General features: G+C 72.6%; 1 protein-coding gene. It reads right to left on the bottom strand.

From position 1 onward, the window contains the following. On the bottom strand, positions 1–369 hold a 369-nt coding region (locus ISP15_RS18415), incomplete at both ends, for an AMP-binding enzyme (protein ID WP_404549464.1).

The following is a 369-nucleotide window of genomic DNA, read 5'->3' as shown; positions in this document are numbered from 1 at the left end:
GTCGCATCAGCGCCGCCGGCACCATGTAGCTCGGCAGCTTCACCCGCAGCCGCTCCAGCACGTCGTCCTCCCAGCCGGCCGCTACCGGGGCATCCACCGATGCCACCACGTAACCCACCAGGCGCAGTCCGCCGGCTCCCCCGCGCGCGATCACCGCTGCCGCGGCCACGCCCGGTTCCGTGCGCAGCGCCTGCGCCACTTCCTCCGGTTCCACGCGATAGCCGCGCACCTTCACCTGGCCGTCCAAACGCCCCAGGTATTCCAGCGAGCCATCCCCGTTCCAGCGCACCCGGTCGCCGCTGCGGTAGTAACGGCCCGCATGGCCCGCCACCGTCACGAAGCGCTCCGCCGTTTCCGCCTCGCGGCCCA

It is taken from the genome of Dyella jejuensis (assembly GCF_044904675.1).
Lineage (GTDB): Bacteria > Pseudomonadota > Gammaproteobacteria > Xanthomonadales > Rhodanobacteraceae > Dyella_B > Dyella_B jejuensis.
The sequence above is the reverse complement of the archived record's forward strand: the minus strand, read 5'-3'. Positions and strand labels throughout refer to the sequence as shown.